Source organism: Bradyrhizobium sp. BRP56 (assembly GCF_020194035.1).
Lineage (GTDB): Bacteria > Pseudomonadota > Alphaproteobacteria > Rhizobiales > Xanthobacteraceae > Bradyrhizobium > Bradyrhizobium australafricanum.
In genome coordinates, this window is sequence record NZ_JADYVV010000031.1 from 15826 (window position 1) to 34895 (window position 19070).

Annotated in this window: 20 protein-coding genes and 1 riboswitch; of the genes, 16 read left to right on the plus strand and 4 right to left on the minus strand. The window is 65.6% G+C overall.

Annotated features, from left to right (window positions below):
* Positions 1-52 precede the first annotated feature (52 nt).
* The 6 genes from I6F38_RS21875 (at position 53) to I6F38_RS21900 (ending at position 7903) form a co-directional block, all read left to right on the plus strand.
* Positions 53-934 carry an SDR family oxidoreductase gene (locus tag I6F38_RS21875; protein WP_076831307.1) on the plus strand — a complete coding sequence of 294 codons (882 nt, stop codon included), beginning with the start codon at positions 53-55 and terminating at the stop codon, positions 932-934.
* A gap of 94 nt (positions 935-1028) precedes the next feature.
* Positions 1029-1985: a dihydrodipicolinate synthase family protein gene (locus I6F38_RS21880; protein WP_225161767.1), complete on the plus strand. Its 957-nt coding sequence runs from the start codon at positions 1029-1031 to the stop codon at positions 1983-1985.
* 2 nt (positions 1986-1987) lie between these two features.
* Entirely contained in the window at positions 1988-2788 is an 801-nt protein-coding gene (locus I6F38_RS21885) for an NUDIX hydrolase (protein WP_225161768.1), read from the plus strand.
* Between the two features lie 273 nt (positions 2789-3061).
* Positions 3062-3970: an EamA family transporter gene (locus I6F38_RS21890; protein WP_225161769.1), complete on the plus strand. Its 909-nt coding sequence runs from the start codon at positions 3062-3064 to the stop codon at positions 3968-3970.
* 137 nt (positions 3971-4107) lie between these two features.
* The gene (locus I6F38_RS21895) at positions 4108-5079 is read left to right on the plus strand and encodes a tripartite tricarboxylate transporter substrate-binding protein (RefSeq protein ID WP_225161770.1); all 972 of its coding nucleotides are present in this window, start codon (positions 4108-4110) and stop codon (positions 5077-5079) included.
* 142 nt (positions 5080-5221) lie between these two features.
* Positions 5222-7903, plus strand: coding sequence for a PAS domain S-box protein (locus tag I6F38_RS21900; protein WP_057015976.1), 2682 nt, complete (start codon positions 5222-5224; stop codon positions 7901-7903).
* 107 nt (positions 7904-8010) lie between these two features.
* Here I6F38_RS21900 and I6F38_RS21905 read toward each other — a convergent pair whose 3' ends face one another.
* Entirely contained in the window at positions 8011-8361 is a 351-nt protein-coding gene (locus tag I6F38_RS21905) for a GrlR family regulatory protein (RefSeq protein WP_026192881.1), read from the minus strand.
* A gap of 235 nt (positions 8362-8596) precedes the next feature.
* On the opposite strand from I6F38_RS21905, the gene I6F38_RS21910 reads away from it, so the two are divergent.
* The gene (locus I6F38_RS21910) at positions 8597-9028 is read left to right on the plus strand and encodes a hypothetical protein (protein WP_225161771.1); all 432 of its coding nucleotides are present in this window, start codon (positions 8597-8599) and stop codon (positions 9026-9028) included.
* Between the two features lie 15 nt (positions 9029-9043).
* Here the strand turns inward: I6F38_RS21910 and I6F38_RS21915 are convergent, their stop codons facing one another.
* A complete protein-coding gene (locus tag I6F38_RS21915) occupies positions 9044-9427 on the minus strand; it encodes a VOC family protein (RefSeq protein WP_057015836.1) in 384 nt (127 codons plus the stop codon).
* A 262-nt stretch (positions 9428-9689) separates the two neighbouring features.
* Between I6F38_RS21915 and I6F38_RS21920 the strand changes: the two genes are divergently transcribed.
* Together I6F38_RS21920 and I6F38_RS21925 are read left to right on the plus strand one after the other, a co-directional pair.
* Positions 9690-10325, plus strand: coding sequence for a hypothetical protein (locus I6F38_RS21920; protein ID WP_225161772.1), 636 nt, complete (start codon positions 9690-9692; stop codon positions 10323-10325).
* 215 nt (positions 10326-10540) lie between these two features.
* Entirely contained in the window at positions 10541-11065 is a 525-nt protein-coding gene (locus tag I6F38_RS21925) for a hypothetical protein (RefSeq protein ID WP_225161773.1), read from the plus strand.
* 120 nt (positions 11066-11185) lie between these two features.
* Here the strand turns inward: I6F38_RS21925 and I6F38_RS21930 are convergent, their stop codons facing one another.
* Positions 11186-11593 (minus strand): hypothetical protein, encoded by a 408-nt coding sequence (locus I6F38_RS21930; protein ID WP_225161774.1) that lies wholly within the window; start codon positions 11591-11593, stop codon positions 11186-11188.
* A gap of 218 nt (positions 11594-11811) precedes the next feature.
* A riboswitch (ZMP/ZTP riboswitch) is annotated at positions 11812-11891 on the plus strand.
* Positions 11892-11906: 15 nt separating this feature from the next.
* Between I6F38_RS21930 and I6F38_RS21935 the strand changes: the two genes are divergently transcribed.
* From I6F38_RS21935 to I6F38_RS21960, 6 genes are all read left to right on the plus strand, one after another.
* A complete protein-coding gene (locus tag I6F38_RS21935) occupies positions 11907-12770 on the plus strand; it encodes a tetrahydrofolate dehydrogenase/cyclohydrolase catalytic domain-containing protein (RefSeq protein ID WP_225161775.1) in 864 nt (287 codons plus the stop codon).
* A 130-nt stretch (positions 12771-12900) separates the two neighbouring features.
* The gene (locus tag I6F38_RS21940; protein WP_225161776.1) at positions 12901-13350 is read left to right on the plus strand and encodes a MaoC/PaaZ C-terminal domain-containing protein; all 450 of its coding nucleotides are present in this window, start codon (positions 12901-12903) and stop codon (positions 13348-13350) included.
* 58 nt (positions 13351-13408) lie between these two features.
* On the plus strand, positions 13409-13996 hold the full coding sequence (locus I6F38_RS44040; RefSeq protein ID WP_225161777.1) for a zinc-ribbon domain containing protein: 588 nt from the start codon (positions 13409-13411) through the stop codon (positions 13994-13996).
* Between the two features lie 224 nt (positions 13997-14220).
* A complete protein-coding gene (locus I6F38_RS21950; RefSeq protein ID WP_016846480.1) occupies positions 14221-14514 on the plus strand; it encodes a hypothetical protein in 294 nt (97 codons plus the stop codon).
* Between the two features lie 224 nt (positions 14515-14738).
* Positions 14739-15110 carry a hypothetical protein gene (locus I6F38_RS21955; RefSeq protein ID WP_016846479.1) on the plus strand — a complete coding sequence of 124 codons (372 nt, stop codon included), beginning with the start codon at positions 14739-14741 and terminating at the stop codon, positions 15108-15110.
* Between the two features lie 180 nt (positions 15111-15290).
* A complete protein-coding gene (locus tag I6F38_RS21960; RefSeq protein WP_225161779.1) occupies positions 15291-16073 on the plus strand; it encodes a hypothetical protein in 783 nt (260 codons plus the stop codon).
* 26 nt (positions 16074-16099) lie between these two features.
* Here I6F38_RS21960 and I6F38_RS21965 read toward each other — a convergent pair whose 3' ends face one another.
* Positions 16100-17245, minus strand: a complete 1146-nt coding sequence (locus I6F38_RS21965) for an alkane 1-monooxygenase (RefSeq protein ID WP_225161780.1) — start codon at positions 17243-17245, stop codon at positions 16100-16102.
* Between the two features lie 161 nt (positions 17246-17406).
* On the opposite strand from I6F38_RS21965, the gene I6F38_RS21970 reads away from it, so the two are divergent.
* A complete protein-coding gene (locus I6F38_RS21970) occupies positions 17407-18417 on the plus strand; it encodes an AraC family transcriptional regulator (protein WP_225161781.1) in 1011 nt (336 codons plus the stop codon).
* Positions 18418-19070 lie beyond the last annotated feature (653 nt).

A 19070-nucleotide genomic window follows, 5' to 3' on the forward strand; every position in this document is an offset into this window, starting at 1 on the left:
CCCCGCAGACGGGGAGAGGTGAAGAAGAAAGAACAACACGGAGAAAACAACCATGGGATTACTCGACGGCAAGGTGGCGCTGATCACGGGCGCCGGCGGCGGGCTTGGTGAAGCCTATGCGAAGCTGTTTGCGCGCGAGGGCGCGGCCGTGGTGGTCAACGATCTCGGCGGCCCGCGCGACGGCTCGGGCTCCGACAAGTCGATGGCCGACAAGGTGGTCGACGCGATCAAGGCCGAGGGCGGCCGCGCCGTCGCCAACGGCGCCGATATCTCGACGCTTGCCGGCGGCCAGTCGGTGTTCGACGATGCCATCAAGCATTTCGGCCGCGCCGACATTCTGGTCAACAATGCCGGCATCCTGCTCGACGAGACCTTCCACAAGGCCAAGGAAGCGAACTGGGACAAGGTGATGAAGGTGCATCTGAAGGGCACCTTCTGCTGCACCCAGCCGGTGTTCAAATGGATGCGCGACAATGGCGGCGGCGTCATCGTCAACACGTCCTCGACCTCCGGCCTGATTGGCAATTTCGGCCAGACCAATTACGGCGCCGCCAAGGGCGGCATCTGGGGCCTCTCCAACGTGCTGGCGATCGAGGGCCGCAAGTACAACATCCGGATCTGGACCCTGGCGCCGGGCGCGCTGACCCGCATGACCGCGGACCTGCCGCGCTACAAGGAGAACCCGGGTGCGGCGCTCGGCCCGGATGGCATCGCGCCGGCCGTGCTCTACATGGTCAGCGACCTGTCGGGCGACCAGACCGGCAAGGTGCTTGGCGTCTCCGGCCCGCGCGGCGTCCGCGAGATGCGGATGATGGAAATGGAGGGCTGGACGCCGCCGTTCACGGGATGGAAGGCGGAGGACATCGTCACCCACGCCAAGGAGATCTTCTTCTCCGAGGAGGAGATCAAGAAGTCGGCGCGGCGGTTCAAGTAAGGATTGGCACCCGCGACTGCGGGGACGGCTTCCCGATGCGCAATGGCGCATCGGGAAATGACGCTGTATAGAGGGCGAAACAGACGAGGCACCCATGACCAAACTCACCGCCCAGGCCGCAGGAACCTTTGCGATCGCGCCGACCCCGTTCCACGACGACGGCCGCATCGACGAGGCATCGATCGACCGGCTGGCCGATTTCTACACCGAGGTCGGCTGCGACGGCGTCACCGTGCTCGGCATCCTGGGCGAGGCGCCGAAGCTCGACGCCGCCGAGGCGGAGCAGGTCGCGCTGCGCTTCGTCAAGCGCGCCAAGAAGCTGCAGGTCATCGTCGGCGTCTCGGCGCCCGGCTTTGCCACGATGCGCTCGCTGGCGAAGAAGTCGATGGATGCGGGCGCCGCCGGCGTCATGATCGCGCCGCCGCCGCATCTGCGTACCGACGACCAGATCATCGGCTATTTCAAGCAGGCGCAGGAGGCGATCGGCGACGATATTCCCTGGGTGCTGCAGGACTATCCGCTGACGCTGACCGTCGTGTTCACGCCGGCCGTGATCCGCAAGATCGTGATGGATTCGCCGTCCTGCGTGATGCTCAAGCACGAGGACTGGCCGGGCCTGGAGAAGATCTCGACCCTGCGCAATTTCCAGAAGGACGGCTCGCTGCGGCCGTTGTCGATCCTGGTCGGCAATGGCGGCCTGTTCCTCGATTTCGAGATGGAGCGCGGCGCCGACGGCGCGATGACCGGCTATGCCTTCCCCGAGCTGCTGATCGACGTCGTCAACCTGTCCAAGGCCGGCAAGCGCGATGCCGCGCATGATCTGTTCGACGCGCATCTGCCGCTGATCCGCTACGAGCAGCAGCCCGGCGTCGGCCTCACGGTGCGCAAATACGTGCTGCAGAAGCGCGGCATCATCTCCTCTAGCGCGCAGCGCAAGCCGGGTGCGGTCATCACGCCGCAGGCGAGGGCCGAGGTCGACTATCTCTTGTCCCGTGTGGCGCGCGTCGATCGCCGCGCCAATCTGCAACCGCAATCCAGTGCAGCAGGTTAATCATGACCGAGATCGTTGCCCCGCGCCTTGCGTCGACCGTGCTGCTGCTGCGTGACGGCAGCTCATCGGGCGAAATCGAAGTCTTCATGATGGTCCGCCATCACCAGATCGAGTTCAACTCGGGTGCGCTGGTGTTTCCGGGCGGCAGCGTCGACAAGAACGACAAGGAGATCGCCGCCGATCCCGCGCTCTATTCCGGCGGCGAAGGGCTCGACGGCGACGCGCTCGGCTTCCGGATCGCGGCGATCCGCGAGACCTTCGAGGAGAGCGGCATCCTGCTGGCGCGGCCGCAGGGGTCGAAGGACCTGGTCGATGCAATGCGTGCGAACGAGATTGCGACCGCGCATCGCGCGGCGTTGAACGAAGGCAAGATCAGCTTCCTCAAGGTGCTGACCGACAACGGCATGGTGCTCGCGCTCGATGAGCTCGTGCCGTATGCGCACTGGATCACGCCGGAGGGCATGCCGAAGCGCTTCGACACCTGGTTCTTCCTGGCCGCCGCACCGCCCGAGCAGCTCGGCGCCCATGACGGCAAGGAATCGACCGACTCGATCTGGGTGTCGACGCGCGAGGCGCTGGAGGGCGGCGAGACCGGCCGCTTCAAGCTGCCGTTCCCGACCACGCGCAATTTGATCAAGCTCGGCAAGCAGCCGAACGTCGGCGCCGCGCTCGCCGACAGCAAGGGCAAGTCGATTGTCGCCGTGATGCCCGTGATGACCAAGACCGCCACCGGCCGCCAGCTCCGCATCCCCAAGGAAGCCGGCTACGACGGTGAGGTGTTCGAGGTCGGCGCGCTGGGGTAGGTCCGTCGTCCCGGGCGATGGCGTTTGCGTGACTCACAGGCGGCGCTATGTCGTCCCGGCGAAGGCCGGGACCCATAACCACCGAACTGCATTGCTGCGCGACGCCGAGGCTGCAGCTTTTTCCAACAACACAACCCTGTGGTAATGGGTCCCGGCCTTCGCCGGGACGACGGGGGAAGGAGAGTCGCTTCTCCACATTTCGGCTTATATCGAAATATCATCACCTCGCAGCGATGTAGCTTCCGTCTCAACCATCGAGACGGAATCCCGCCAATGACCACCGCCCCACGACAGCCGAGCATGGCCTTCGAGCTCGCCTTGCTGCTCGCGCTCGCCACCCTGTGGGGCGGCTCCTATACCTTCATCAAGCTTGGCGTCGCGACCATCCCGCCGATCACGCTGATCGCGGCGCGCACCGCGATCGCGGGGCACTTGCTGCTCGTCATCATGCGAATGCGCGGTGTGACGATGCCGACCGATCGCGCCAGCTGGCGCCGCTTCATCTTCCAGGCCTGCCTCAACAGCGTGATCCCGTGGACGCTGATCGCCTGGGGTGAACGCTTCGTCGATGCCGGGCTCGCCACCATCCTCAATTCGGCCTCGCCGATCTTCACCTTCCTGTTCACCGCCGCGATCACCCGGCATGAGGGGGCGAGCCCGCGCAAGCTGTTCGGGGTGATATCAGGCATGGCCGGCATCTGCCTGATCGTCGGCGTCGATGCGTTCCGCGATCTCGGGCAGGGGATCGTGGCCGAGGTCGCGATCGTCGCCGCCACCATCTGCTATGCCTGTGCCGCGATCTTCAGCCGCGGCTTCAAGGGGCTCGATCCGATGGCGCCGGCGGCGGGTTCGCTGCTCGCGGGCGCCGCGATCCTTGTTCCGCTCAGCCTTGCCGTCGAGCGGCCGTGGACGCTGTCGCCGTCGACGACGTCGCTTGCCGCATTGCTCGCGCTTGCGGTGTTCTCGACCGCGATCGCCTTCGTGATCTACTTCCGCCTGATCCAGACCCTCGGCTCGGTCGGCACCACCGCACAAGCTTACTTGCGGGTGCCGATCGGGGTGGCGTTCAGCGTCATGTTGCTGGGCGAACGGCTGAGCCCGACGGCGTGGATCGGGCTCGCCTGCGTCGTGATCGGCGTCGCCGCGATGACGATTCCTGCACGAAGGATCGCTACAGCCTGAGTCATCGCCGCGATGACGATTCCGGCGCGAAGGGCCGCCGCCGCCTGAAGTTTCGCCGGCTGAAACCGGCGCCTTGCTGCCGTCAGGCAATCCCTGCATGCTGCCCGCAACGAGATCACAGGGCGGGAAACGGGACGATGTTGCGGCGGGTCAGCCTGATTGCCGGTGCGTGCATGGCGTTGCTGGCGATGGCCGGCACGGTGCGCGCGCAGGACTTCCCGAACCGGCCGATCCGCATCGTCATTCCCTACGCACCGGGCAGCGTCGCCGACGTGTTCGCGCGCATCATGGCGCAGGACATGCAGGAGCAGTGGAAGGGGACGATCGTCGTCGAGGCCAAATCCGGCGCCAACGGCTCGATCGCAGCCGAGGAGGTCGCACGCGCCGCTCCCGACGGCTACACATGGCTATTGGTGACGACCTTCTTCACCGCAAGCCCGGCACTGAACACGCAGCTGCGCTGGGATCCGGTCAGGGACTTCGTGCCGGTCGGGCAGATTTGTCTCGCCCCGAACTTCTTCATCGTGCCGACCTCGCTGCCGGTGAAGACCGTCGCCGACTATGTCGCGCTGGCCAAGGCCAAGCCGGGCACGCTGAACTACAGCCATCCCGGCAAGGGCTCGACCGGCCATCTCGGCTTCGAGCTGTTCAAGCGGCTCGCCGGCATCGACGTCACCGCGATCGGCTATCGCGGCTATCCGCAGATGGTGCCCGATATCGCGAGCGGCCTGATCACCTCGAGCTTCCTGTCGGCCAACCAGGCGCTGGCCCAGGTGCAGTCCGGCAGCATCCGGATCATCGGGGCGATCAGCGACGGCCGCTCGAAGTATTTCCCCGACGTGCCGACCATGGCCGAGCAGGGCTTTGCCGAGGCGCAGGTGACGCCGTGGTTCGGCTTCGTGGTGCCGGCAGGCACGCCGCTGCCGGTGGTCGAACGCATCAGCGCGGCGCTCGAAACCGCGCTGGCTTCCACCGAGGTGCGCAAGAAGCTGGATGTTGCGGGTTGCGACGCCCGGAGCGCGCCGCTGAGGCAGTTCGCCGATATCATCAAGGCGGACGTTGCGCTGTGGGCCAGGGTGGTCAAGGAAGCCGGCATCCCGCTGGACTGAGCCCGGCCGCCCTGTGCCGGATTAGGCCATCGGCCGCCCCGGGGTGACACTGATCACACCGGGCGGCCGGTCCTGCAGCATGTTTCCCCAAAACCCGTAATTTCCCGTATATTAGGGGGCATTGGACCCCGGCCTTGATGACATGACCGCTGAATTGCCGCCGAATTCGCAAGCGCCGCGTGCGTTCTCCCTCTCCATTGGCCAGCTCACGTTCGGCAGCTTCCTGCTGGTCCTGGCTGTGATCATCATCACATCCACCGCCAGCGTGATCGCGATCCGCCACATCGATACGACCTTCGCCGAGCTGCAGCGGCTGCAGAGCGTCGGCGACATCGCCGAGGATATCGACCGCCGCATGAACGAGCTGCGACTGGCGGCGCGCGACTTCGTCACCGAGCCGGGCAGCCAGTCGGTCCAGGTCGCGGAGGCGGCCCAGTCGCTGAGCGAGATCCTGAAAAAGACCCGCATCAAGCTGGCGCCCGAGCAGCAGGACATGATCGACGGCGTCACCCAGCGTCTGGCGACCTATCGCAACGGCATCGAGCGCATCTCGGCGCTGCTCAGTCGCCGCGCCGAGCTGGTCGCCGGGCTACCGCCGCTGCGCGACGCCTTCGACAAGGCGGTCGCCGCGAGCAACGATGCGGCGCTGGCCAATGCGCTGTCGCAATCCCAGAGCCGGATTGCCACCGCATTGCTGGCGCACAACACGTCCGCTGCCGAGCAGGCCGCGCAGAGCATGCGGGCGATGACCATCTCCGATCCCGCGCTGCGCGGCGCTGTCGACAATTATGCCGAGGCGATCATCGCGGTCTCGGTGCGCGAGGGCCAGATCGCCGACATTGACAAGGAAGTGCTCGGCGCCGAAGGCCGGCTGATCCAGAAGGTCACCGAGCTGCTGCGCGAGCTCAGCTCTCGCCGCGGCCACGTGCTGTCGCGCGATTTTGCCCGGACGCTGGCCGAAGCAAAATGGCAGAGCATCGTGCTCGGCACGGCGGGTGTGCTGATCGGCCTGTTCGCGTCGGTGTTGGTGGTTCGCCGCACCGTCCGCCCGCTGGCCAGGATCGCGGGCTCGATCCGCAAGGTCGCCGGCGGCGAGAAGAGCGCGTTCATTCCCGGCGCCGACCTCGACAACGAGATCGGCGATATCGCGCGCGCCGCCGAAGTGTTCCGCCAGACCCTGGTCGACGCCGACAGCGCGCGCGAAGCGGCGCTGCGCGCGCTCGCCGAGCAGCGGCTCGCCGAGGAGAGCTACCACAAGCTGTTCGAGGCGTCGGTCGAGGGCATCTACGTCACGACGCCGGGCGGCGCGCTGCTCAACGCCAATCCGGCGCTGGCGCGGATGATGGGCTATGCCGCGCCGCAGGACCTGATCAAGGGCATCGACGACATCGCCACCACCGTCTACGTGGATCCGGCGGCGCGCGAGCAGTACCAGCAGCTAATGCAGCGCGACGGCACGGTGCGCGACTACGAGTACCAGGTGCGCGCGAGCGACGGCACCGTGCTGTGGCTGTCCGATTCGGCGACCGTCGTCCGCAACGACGAGGGCGAAGTGATCCGCTACGAGGGCACGGTGCGCGACATCACCGACCAGAAGCGCGCCGAAGACGCGATCGCCGAAGGCCGTCGGCTGTTGCAGATGGTCATCGATACCGTGCCCGCCGTCATCAACGTCAAGGACCGCGACCTGCGCTACGTGCTGATGAACCGCTACATGGCGGGAATCTTCGGCATCGAGCCGCAGGACGCGATCGGCCAGACCACCGGCGAGCTGATGTCGCGCTATGGCGCGGCGAAGACCGATGAGAACGACAAGCGCGTTCTGTCGGCGCGGCGCGAGCTCGGCTTCTATGAAGAGGAGTACAAGGACGTCGCCGGCAACATGCGGCAATGGCTGGTCAACAAGCTGCCGATCCTCGACGCGCAAGGCGAGATTGAGAACATCGTCACGGTCGCGCTCGACATCGGCGAGCGCAAGCGCTCCGAGCAGGAGATGCGCAAGGCGAGGGATTCCGCGGAGGCCGCGTTGCGTAATCTGCGGGAAACCCAGAATTCGCTGATCGAGGCCGAAAAGCTCGCCGCGCTCGGCCGCCTGGTGGCCGGCGTCGCCCATGAGGTCAACAATCCCGTCGGCATCAGCCTGACGGTGGCGTCCGCGCTGGAGCGCAAGACCGCGAATTTCGCCACCCAGGTCGAGCGCGGCGACCTGCGCCGCTCCAGCCTCAACGATTTCCTGAACACGGCGCGCGATGCCTCCTCGCAACTCGTCGCCAATCTCAACCGCGCCGCGGAGCTGATCCAGTCGTTCAAGCAGGTCGCCGCTGACCGCAACTATTCGGACCAGCGCACCTTCGACCTCGGCGATCTCACCGAGCAGGTGGTGATGAGTCTGAGGCCCGGCCTGCGCAAGCACAATCTGACGCTCAATGTCGATTGCGAGCCGAACCTGATCATGAATTCCTATCCGGGACCGTATGGCCAGGTGCTGACCAATCTGTTCCTCAACGCGGTCGCGCATGCGTTCCCGGACGGCAAGGCCGGCGAGGTCGAGATCCAGGTCCACGCCGCCGGCGGCGACAATGTCGAGGTGATCTTCGCCGACAATGGCTGCGGCATGAGCCTCGACGTGCGCCGCCGCGCCTTCGATCCGTTCTTCACGACGCGGCGCGATCAGGGCGGCACCGGGCTCGGCCTGCACATCGTCTACAGCATCGTCACCACGCGGCTCGGCGGCCGGCTCTCGCTGGATTCCGCACCGGGCAACGGCACACGCATCCAGATGATCCTCCCGCGCGTCGCGCCGCTGGAGCAGGCCGCGGAGTAGGCACGAAGCGTAGTGGCCAGCCACGTGTTCGCTCTCGATCCGTCATCCCCGCGCAAAGGCGAAGCCCTTGCGCGGGGGTGACGGATCTAGCAGCGAGTTTCAAACCGCTAATTGATATCCGCGAGCTTGTGCAGCGTGGCGCCGAAGATCAGGCTCGCCTTGCCGACCAGTGCGGTCCCACTCATGGTGCCGCGGGTGTCGGTGAAGGTGCCGGAGACGCCGATGCCGACGGGCGCGGGCCCGCCGAACAGCGGGTTGTCGGTGTCGCGTGGCGTCGTGTGGCGTTGCACAAGGACTTCGCCCTTGAAGGCATCGCCCTTCACCGTGTAGCTGCCGGTGTAGTAAAGATAGGCGTCGCCGCCCAGTATCTGGCCGTCGCGGAAGAGAATGACGCCGCTGCCCTTGCCGACGCGACCGTCCAGCAGGGTGACGTGAATTGAGTAAAGTCCGTTCTTCATGACGTCCCGATTGCTGGCCGCCGCGCCCATGGCAAGCCAGTTGGTTTTTTATGCCAAAGCGAGCAACCTCGTGCAATGCGGCAGGTTGATTCCCGGGTGTCCCGCGTTCGGGTGACCCTCGGTTCCTGCCAGGCAGTGTGACGGCGCAATGACAGCGGACCGTACGCGCGAATCAAAGTGGCCCGCGAAATGCATAGCTCTGGTTGCACTGGCCGGTGAGTGCTGGAGCAAACACATGTCTGACTGGATTGAATCCGGCGGCCATTGGGCACGCCCTCGCAGGCTCAATGGAACTTCGGCCCGCTACGCGAGCCACACGATCGTATCCCTTGTGCTGATAACGCTGGTGTTGGTCGCGGCCATGCGAATCGCGCAGGCGCGCGATCCCGACGGCCGCTACGCCAATTCGCCGCTGAAGGAATGGTTCGACGGCCTGCGCAGCGGCAAAGGGCCGTGCTGTTCGGATGCCGACGGCACAGCGGTCAGCGATGTCGACTGGGAATCCAAGGACGGGCACTATCGTGTTCGCCTCGACGGGGCGTGGATCGATGTCCCCGACGAGGCCGTGGTCACCGAGCCCAACCGGGTCGGTCGCGCCATGGTCTGGCCGATTCCCAGCTACATGGGCGTGACGATCCGCTGCTTCATGCCTGGCAGCATGACTTAGCGCCGCACGCGTGGCTCAGACGTATTTCTGGTCGCGCTCGAGCAGTTCGATCGAGATGCCCTGTGGGCCACGGATGAAGCAGATCCGCACGCCGGGACGGATCGTGGTCGGCTCCTTGGTGAATTCGACGCCCTTGGCCTTGATCTCGGCCGCGACCGCGTCGATGTCCTTCACCGTGAGCCCGAAATGATCGAGCCCCTGATAGGGCGTCACCGGCGCGGCGTTGACGCCGTCGCCCTGGGTCACCTCCGCAATGAACACCCTGGCGCCGCCGAGCTGGACGTCGATGCGGCCGGGGCCGCGGATGATCTCGCCGCCGAGAATGTCGCGCAGCCAGGTCGCGGTGGCCTCGGGATCGGGACTGCGCAGGTGGACGTGGTCCCAGGTGACGACAGGCATTGCGATCTCCTTGTTGTTGTCGTGCCGCTGTTCGGTGCGCGGCACTCGCTCTCGGGCGGCGCAAATCTAGCGAGCGGTTCGCTGGGATACCATCCCTCGTTATGCCTGCCCAAGATTGTCGTCCCGGAATGAAACCATTGCGGCCGTCAGCGATTGTCTTCGCGTGGCCGCTCGACCTGCGGCCGTCCCGGAAGCCGCGCGGTGCGGCTTCCTGTCTGTGTGGGGGGCGGCCCGATCAGGCTGCCAGGGTGAGGGCACGACGATGCGGATCGGCTTGGCGTCGTTTCGGAGGTTGGCCGCCGGACGTCTCGGTGAAGGGGGCTTCTACGCCAGCCTGCTGCTGCCGCTGATTGCGCTCGCCGGGATCGCCGCATGGTTCATGCTCCCCGAGCCGAGCGACGCCGGGGACCAGGATGTCTGGCCGGTGTCCTCCATGATCCGCACCGCGCAGAATGCCCCGACCGGCGAGCAACCAGCCCAAATCACAAATCAGACCGCGAGGGATGCGCTTGCCGCACCGGCGGACGAGCCGACCACCGTCGGTGTGGCCATCGCTCCACAGGGGGCAGAGGAGGCCAAGCCGTTCGGGCCCGGCGCTGAAAGATCGCCGCTGGATAAGCTGCGGATCGCCTCGCAATCGTGGCGGCGCGGCGGGCTGGGTTCGAAGGCGCTGGTCACCCTGACGCTGCGCAATGCCAATGATTTCGCCGTCAAGGATATCGAGATCGCCTGCGCCTTCATCCGCCGGGACGGTCGGCCGCTGACCGAGCGCAAGCGGCTGATCTCCGACACCATCGCCATGAAGAGCCGCAAGACCTACTCGCAAATGTTGGTCGGGTTCGTCAACGTGAACGCAAACAAGGCGAAATGCTCGGTCGTGACGGCGAGCCGCCTCTAATTCCCGGCATCTCGAAAAAGTGACCGCGAATTGACTTGTCGGGTGAACCGTAACGGCCGGACAGGAACTAACTAATAAACCAGCCGTTAGCGAACGACCCGGGAGCGCGGACAGCGCCCGGGTGATCATGCGCAGACGATGAAATCGCCCGCGCGATGACTGATGTCGTCGCGCCGAGATGAACCGCGCCCTGCTGCGCGGGGGGAGCTACCAAAATGCCTGTGGCGCGTTATTTCCTGTTCGTTGGTGGAGTGCTGCTCGCGCTGCTCTTCGTCGTCAATGCCATCGTGCCGCAGGAGGCCGTGGTCGCCGGCCAGAACCAGGGACTGTCGTCGCCGGGCGTCGACAAGACCATGGTGCGCATCAAGTCGACCCAGAAATTGCCCGAGCGGGTGGTCTACGATACCAATTTGCCGACCATTGTTCCGGCGCAGGTCAACGCGGTCGCCGCGGCCATCCCGTCGGCTACGGGCGATGCGTCGGCGCAAGCCCGCGTCCGCAATACGTTCGCCCAGTTCATTCCGCCAGAGAAGGCTGATGCGCAGAAGGTCGCGGCTGAGGCAAAATCGGCTGAACAACCGGCGCAGGCCCAGTCTCAGGCGCCGAAGAAGCGCAAGGTCGCGCGCTACCACGCCCATCCCCAGCAGCCGATGCGGCTGGCGCAGCCCGGCATGTATCAGCCTTACCGCGTCGCGCAGCAGCAGCGCATGGGCTTCTTTGGTGGCTTCGGCACCTGGTAAGAAAGGGCTGCCGCAGCCGGCAATCGATCCGCCGCCGCAAACACTTGCGGCGGCTTTTTCATGTCCGCGATCAGGCGGGTGGCCGGATCCGGGACGGCGTCCGCGCGGCGCTCGCTACCTTTAGCGCGGCAGGCGCGGAATCTTGTCCGCGAAGCCGTTGTAGCAGGTCAGCCGCTCGTCCTCTTCCTTCACGAAGCGGCAATCGTTGACGCCCTTGGCCGGGGCGGCCTTCGGCTTCGGCTGCGGCTTGAAGATCTCGTCGTAGCAGATCAGCCGTTCCTTGGTGGCGTCGTCGATGTCCTGACAGGCCTGAAGCTTCTGGGCGACCGATTGCGGCTTGCCGGGCGCGGCAGGCTTCTCGCCCTTCTTGGCGGCCGACTTCTTGCCGACCTGGACCAGCGGCTTGTCGCCGACCATCGGCTGCGAGGCCGCCGCCGGCTTGTCGGCGTCGGCGGGGGCCGGCGTGGTACCTTGGGCAAGCGCGGCAGCCGGGCAGAAGAGCGCCAGCGCGAGGATGATATGTCTCATGTCGAAAATGTCCGAAATGGCGTGATGACCGGAAGGGATGGCGCCGGGGATCGGAAAAGCCCGGCAAGCGCCGAGACTTAACGCAAGTCTTGCCCGAATCCTACCCCCAGAGGTGACCCGCCCGGCACCGATCCACCGGCAAAAGTGAGGGCAATTCGTCGCCGTTCGACCCGCGGGAGAGCGTGAATTGCCTTTGCCCGGCGGGACGGCTATGACGATGCCATCTGCGCGACTGGCGCTTGGATGGACCACCATCGGGGAGCGCAGAGACTGAACGCCGCGCGCCTGGGCACCGCTTCGAAACGGAGGTGCCATGACGGCGAACATTCTCGATGGGCATGCACATGCCCAAATTGTCATCGACAAGATTGCTGGCGAACTCGACCGGCTGCCCCGCGCGCCGGGGCTTGTGGTCGTGCTGGTCGGCTGCGACCCGGCGAGCCAGATCTATGTGCAGAGCAAGGTCAGGATGGCCGAGCGGCTCGGCCTGCGCGGCGAGGTCGCACGCCTGCCGGATGATGCCAGCGAGGCCGATCTGCTTGCCAGAGTAGAGGCGCTCAATGCGCGCGACGATATCGACGGCATCCTGGTGCAGCTGCCGTTGCCGGCGCATATCGACGCCTTGCGCGTGATGGCGGCGGTCGATCCCGCCAAGGATGTCGACGGCCTGCACGCCCTCAACGCCGGCCGGCTGTTTCACGGCGATGACGCGCTGGTGCCGTGCACGCCGCTCGGCTGTCTCCGGCTGATCAAGTCGGTCCGATCAGACCTCACCGGCGCCCATGCCGTGGTGATCGGCAGCTCCAACATCGTCGGCAAGCCGATGGCCGCGTTGCTGCTGCAGGAGCACGCGACCGTGACGCAGACCCATATCCACACCCGTGGCATCAGCAGGATCTGCCGCGAGGCCGACATCCTGGTGAGCGCGGTGGGCAAGGCCGGCCTCGTGCGCGGCGACTGGATCAAGCCCCAGGCCATCGTCATCGACGTCGGCACCACGCGCGTCGAGAAGCCGGACGGCGGCTATGCGGTGTGCGGCGACGTCTTGTTCGACGAGGCGGTGCAGGTCGCCGGCGCCATCACGCCGGTGCCGCGCGGCGTCGGCCCGATGACGATCGCCTGCCTGATGGAGAACACGCTGAAGGCGGCAAAGGCGAGGGCGGCCCGGCTGCAATAGCGCGGGATACCTGCGGCGATATGCGAGCGGCGGGTGTCGCTCGCGTATCGCGCACGAAGTTTCATGACGTCCGGGGTAATGGAAAGCCCGCACCATTCGTCTATCGTCGCGCGACAGATGGAGGCGCGCGATGCTGTACGCGGACGATCTCACCGAGGGCCAGACGTTCAGGCTTGGCAGCTACACGATCGGCGAGGCCGAGATCCTGGAGTTCGCCGGCAAATATGATCCGGTGCCGATCCATACCGATCCCGTCGCGGCTGCGGCAGGCCCGTTCGGCGGACTGATCGCAAGCGGTTTCAACACCATTGCGATCTATCAGCGGCTCGTCGTGGAGGCGATCTGGACCAAGGTGGCGGGGATCGTCGGGCGGAGCTTCGAGATTCGCCTGCCGAGCCCGGTTCGGCCCGGCGCCACGCTCACCGGCCAATCCCAGATCCAGAAGATCACCATCAGGCCGGAGCGGCGCGACGCTGTCGTGATCTTCAAGACGGAGCTAGTGAACGACGAGCAGCGCCCGGTTCTTGTCCTCGTGCTCGACGCGCTCCGCATGCGGCCGGCGGCGCAGGGGCCGGCATAGGCGCGGCCTGAGGGGCATCCCGAAGTCATCCGCCTCGGACGGCCGTCAGCGCCTCTACGTGTTCCCCGCACGCGACCTTGTCGTCGCGCAATGTTGCGGCAATTATGACAAGCCGGCGGCAGAACGGCAGCGCATCAATGACGTCATCATCGACGAGGTCGTGCTGCCCGGTATTTACTTCGTCGATGCGCCGAAGGCATTCGACCCAGACGGATGTGCCGCCGTGAAACGCAGCAAGCAGACGAACGGAGCGATCGAAGCCAGGCGGCGCAAGGCCGAGGAATGGCGCCGCATCCAGGCGCAACGCGCCGCTGAACGGCAACGTCTCCGCGACTACAAGATTGCGCTGGCGCGCTACGAGGTTGCCGTGGATACGACGCGGCTCGCGCCATCGAACAGCTATTCGACTCCCGATTTCGTGCTGCGCGGAACCTATCGACCGGAGCCCTTCATCTGCAAGGACTGCGGCGTTGCCGAGGTCTGGACGCCGTTGCAGCAGAAATGGTGGTACGAGACCGCCAAGGGCGATGTATTTACCGCGGCGGTGCGCTGCCGGGCCTGCCGCACCAGGGAGCGCGTGCGCAAATCCGCCGCACGCCGCGTGCACCTGGAAGGACTCGCAAGGAAGAAGCCTCCCGTCTCGTAGCGATGGGCGTGACATCAGAGTCGCACTTCACATCTGATCCGCGGGGAACCAGTGCGCAGGCGGTCAATGCGTCGCGCGTGCGGAACGTTTCGTTGCCTGATTGGTTCGAGACCTTGAAGCCCCCGATGCGGGGTGCGGGCGGGGAGGAACCAGCCAAGGAAAACTTGTCAAGGAAACCTGTCAAGGAAGCCATCGCGGCCGGAACCAACGAGAAGGAGCAGCGGATGAAACTCAATTCCACGCAAGTCAAGCAGACCATGACGCAACTGAATGCCCAGGTGCTTCCGGACGATCACCCGGCCGTGGCGCAACTGAACAGTGTGTTCGGTGAGCACACATTCTTCGTCGACACCAGCGGGCTCAAGGTGCTCGAACCGGCCCAGACCTCCGACATGCCGGGGCAGACCGGCGAAGTCGTCAGTCTCGCCGAGTGGAGCGATCCGGAACTGACCTCGCTTCGGCCGCACGAGCCCGAGCCGACCGGCGTGCTCATCGCGCTTGAACCCAGCAAGCACTGAAGCGTTTTCGCGCGCAAGCAAAGCGCCACCAAGCAAGGGGATTGAGAGCATGATCCGATTCAATCGGATCATGCTCTTTGTGCTGCATCGTGCGACACCGCGATCGGCCGTCCTGATGGCGACAGCCCCGACGTCGCATCAAGAGGTGCCGAAAGTCACATGGCAAATCGGCGCCGCCTGCGTATGCATCGGTTTGAGATGGGTATCCAGGCGGTGAGGGGCAGATGGGGATCGTGCGGCGCTGGAGCCCTGACGAGGACGAGAAGCTCAGAGAACTTGCCAGGGCCGGCAAGAACGCTCTCGAGATCAGCAACGAACTGACCCGCAGCGCTTCGGCCGTGCGCCGGCGCGCCGAGGTCCTGTCGGTCCTGATCATGGCAAAGGCGTTTCGCGCGCGCCCCTCGCATGTTGCCACCCATCTCGAGCGGGTCGCGATCGACGCGATCCGCAACCGCCGTCCGTTTCCCGCGGGCGTTGGCCCGAGCACCATTGCCGGAATGATCGAGAAGGGCTGGATCGTCCCGGAGATGGGCCGCCGATACAACGTGACCGATGCCGGCGTGGAGGCGGTGCGGCGGAAGATTCCGAGCGGGTGAGAGCGGAGCAGGCTGCGGGTTCGAAGCACTGTGCCGAGCGGCTCGCCCGGCGCTGTGCGAACGGGCGGCTATTCGACACCGAACGCAAGATTTTGCGCCCGAGACGGCTGCCTGGTCCGTTCAATGATTGGAGGCGCGACGACCAGCGGTCTCCCGTCCGCCCTCCGATCTGATTGCCCGATGCTCAACGCCCAGCACACCCAAGCCGACCGATACCAGCGTTTCGCCGATCTTGCGCCTTTCGTCCGCGAGGCGATCGATACCATCGGGTCATTGACCTCGGCCCAGCGGTTGGATGTGGACTTCCTCGAACGCGAATTTATCCCTGCAATGGGGCTCAATGACGAACTGCTTCATGAGCAGCCGCCGGAGCTGGCGCCGAACTTCGGCAAGGGCCTCCACCTCTGGCAATATCCGAACCAGCTTGCGCCATATCTCGCCTGGCTTGCGCGCAATGCGTCCGGCATCTCCTCATACATGGAGATCGGCTGCCGCTGGGGCGGCATGTTCATCCTGGTGACGGAGTGGCTCAGGAACAGCGGCGCCGACCTCAAGACCGTGATTGCACTCGATCCGATCGCGCCGACCCCCTTTATCTCGACCTATTTCGATCTGCTGCAGCAGCAGGCCGCTATCGAACCGATCTACATGCAGGATTTTTCGACCTCGCCGCTGGTCGGTGCGCATGTCGACCGGCTGAAGCCCGACCTCGTCTTTATCGACGGCGATCACAGCCTGCGCGGTGCGCTACAGGATCATCTGCTGGTGCGTTCCCACGCCCGCATCATCGTGCATCATGACATCCATTCCCAAGCCTGTCCGGATACCACGCTGCTCTGGAAGGCGTTGAAGCAGTTGGAAGCGCCAAGCTTCGATACGTTCGAATTCACCAGCCAGTATCCGTCGGTGAATGGCTCATTCCTCGGCATCGGCGCCATGAAGCGGCGCTCGGCCCAGATGTAGGACCGGGAGCCGGGCGATCGCCGCGATCAAGAGCTCGCGGGCCGATCGCGGAGGTTCAGCTTGCTCTTGTCGCCGCCGGCCCAGGCCAGGGTCTTCGGGTCCATCACGCGGAACCAGAGCGGCGGGATCGCCGCCAGCCCGAACATGCCGGTGTAGCCGTTCGGCAACCGCGGGATGTCGTCGAAATCGCGCAGCGACTGGTAGGGGCGCATCGGGTTGGCGTGGTGGTCGGAGTGACGTTGCAGGTGGAACGTCATCAGGTTCGAGACGATGTGGTTGGTATTCCATGAGTGGCGCGGCTCGACCGCCTGGTAGCGGCCGTTCGGCAGCTTCTCGCGCAGCAGCCCGTAATGCTCGACATAGTTGGCCTGGGTCAGCGCGTACCAGCCGAGGAAATGGTGCGCGACGATGAACGGCGCGACCTTCCAGCCGAACAGCGCGATCAGGACGGCCGCGACGACGAGCGTCAGCGCAAAGCCCTGCAGGATCTCGTTGTTGACCGACCAGACCGGCTCGCTGCGGCGGGTCAGCCGTTCGGCCTCGTTGCGCCAGCCGCGCTTGAACGCACCCGGCAGTTCGCGTGTTGCGAACGCATAGATCGATTCACCGAAGCGCGCGCTGGCGGGGTCCTCGGGGGTTGCAACCCAAGTGTGATGGCCGCGATTGTGCTCGACGCGGAAATGCGCGTAGCCCACCGCGCAGTTGGCGAGCATGCCGAACAGGATGTTGAGCCTGTCCGGCTTGTGGCCGAGCTCATGCCCGATCAGGAGCGCGCCGCCATTGATGGTGCCGACGCCGAGCAGCAAGGCGACATAGGACCACCACGGCAGATCCTGGGTGCCGAAGAAGGCGATCAGCGCGACGTAGTTGATCCAGGGAAACACCACGGTGACGCGTGCGAGCCGCAGGTAATAGGGATCGGCCTCCATCGCGGCGACCACTTCCGCCGGCGGATTGTGGGTGTCTTCGCCGAACACGACGTCGAGCAGCGGGATCAGGATGAAGATGAAGACGAACGGGATCAGCGTCACCAGCGGATTGTGCGTCCGCAGGAAGAGCCAGTAGGACAACAGCGGGATCAGCGGCGGAATGAACGAGAGCATCCAGAGATAGCGCTTGCCGTCCCGGTAGGTGATCGCTTCGCCAGCAGCATTGGTGCCCGTGAAGATCATCGCATTCCCTCCAACATCTCTTGCGAGGCGGCGTTCGCCATTGTTGGGCCGAGCATGCCGCGAGGCGGGCCTGCGCCGCCAGTTCACAACAGGCCAATTTTGTGGCATTTTGCGCCAAGCCTGTTCGACCGGACGTTCGCGAGGGGGAGGTCGCCGACGCCATGCACGGATCGGAATCCGATGCCCTTCGCACGCCGGTCTCCGCGGCCTATGCACGGGCCCTGGTGCGGGCATTTGGCCAGACGCGAAGCGATCGCGACGAGCTGCTCAAGGGCACCGGAATTCGGCTCGAGGCGCTCGACCAGCCCGGCGCTCACATGCCGGTATCCTCGCTGGTGGTGCTGGCGGCCAACATCACCCGCCGGCATGGCGAACTGTGGCCGTTGTCGGCAGCGGCGGTGTGGTCGACATCGCTGCAAGGCGCGCTCGACGTCGCGACCAGGACGGCGCCGACCATCGCGGATGCGTTGGCGACCGGCGCGCGCTTCGGGTCGACCCGCGCGCCCTTCGTCCGCAACCGGCTGCGCAAGACCGCGCGCGCGATCCAGATTGAAATCTCTCCCGCGGTCGCGATGGATGAAGCGCTGTGGCACGCCGTGGCGCTGGCGGTCAGCCTCAACGTGCACGCCGTCTACGTCCAGCTGCTCGAGGATGCGATCGGTGAGGCGACGCTGCAATTTCCCTGGCCTCCGCCTGCGGGCGCGGCGCGGCTGCTCGAGCATTATTCCTGCGCGGTGAAGTTCAACGCCGCCGCGTTCGTCTTCGAGGTGCCGAAAGCTCTTGGCGCGCGGCCGTCGCCGTTTGCCGATCCGCAATTGCACGCCAAGGCCATCGAAGCGCTCGAGGCGATCGAGAACCCGCAGCCCGACACCGCGGCGCTGGCGGGGATCGTCGAGCGCCTGATCGCGGCGCGCCTCCCGCAGCGTCTCGGTGAGGAGGAGGCCGCGCGCCTCGTCGGCACCTCGCGGCGAACCCTGGTGCGGCGGCTCGCCGAGACCGGCAGCGCCTTCCGCCCGCTGCTCGACGGCGTGCTGCGCGAGCGCGCTAGGATCATGCTCGCGGCCGGCACCCAATCGCGCGACGAAATGGCGGCCGCGCTCGGCTACACCGATGCGACGAGCTTCAGCCGGGCGTGCCGGCGGTGGTTCGGGGAGAAGGACGGGCGGGGTTAGGGCGCGGTCGATGGCTCGCGCAAGTCCACAGACCCTGGTGGACGGTACGCACACTTAAATGATGCCGATCCCGTCAATGCGTATGCAGGGCGTCGTAGGCGTGGGCAAAAAACACAGCGGCGCTGAGGAGCAGCAGCGCGACAATGGTCGCTTCCATCATGACACTTCCCCATTATTGTTTGGGAGAAGTGGTACCGGTCAAATGTTTCCGCCCGGTTTCGTCCGCTGATGAAAATGGTTTCGTGGCAGGATCGCTGCAACAATCGGCTGCCGGATCGAGCTCGCGCGGTGCTCGGATCGCTCGGCATCGATACTGTGACGCCGACCTAAAAGCTACGCCGCCGGGCCCGAAATGGTTTGTCCCGGCGGCGCCCTGTCATTCCCAGCGCTAGGGCCCTGAAATTCCCAGTGTCATTTCCTTAGCAGATCCGCGGAGAGACGGCTGTTGCCGAACTCACACAAGCTTCTAAGAGAGGAGCCGACGCCAGGGCCTACACGTCAGCTCCTCCGAAACGTGACCGTGCTGCGTCCCCAACGGTCCCGTCCCTCTGAGAAGCCTGCGCCGATCTAGTTGCCGATTTGCTAACCGGCAGGGCGGCCGATACCATCACTCCAATTCTGATATCGTTTTTCGGCGAGCCTGGCCGGGAGGT